At 60.1% G+C, this 373-nt stretch carries 1 pseudogene; it reads left to right on the forward strand.

Annotated elements, in window-relative coordinates:
* Positions 1 to 140: 140 nt before the first annotated feature.
* Positions 141 to 373: pseudogene (locus tag ACT3UQ_RS19765) on the forward strand (flavoprotein); the annotation flags it as partial.

Genomic DNA, 373 nt, shown 5'->3' on the forward strand with positions numbered 1-373 from the left:
TTCTGCGCTGGCGTGCTCATTGGCGCAACGCTCACGATGGGCTGCTAGTCCCCGTCCTACCCCGGTCAGGCGACGGCCCCAGAGCCGTTATTCGGGCCGTCGCCCAACCGGACCCATCAAGTCCCTCAAAAAGGAACACCATGACCACCGCAGAAAGTAAGGCCGACGCCTCCAAGCTGGATCTCACGCTCGAAGGATTCGGCTACCGAAAAGTCGTGCTGGTCCTTACCGGATCCGCTGCCACTCAAATGATGCCGTTTTGGCTTGAATGGGCCCTAGAAGCTGCCCCCGAAACACAGTTCAGGATCGTCATGCGCGATTCTGCCAGCCGTTTCATCACCCGTCATAGCCTTGAGACTCGGCTACGGGCCCG

The organism is Glutamicibacter sp. AOP12-B1-11, from assembly GCF_052379245.1.
Classification (GTDB): Bacteria; Actinomycetota; Actinomycetes; order Actinomycetales; family Micrococcaceae; genus Glutamicibacter.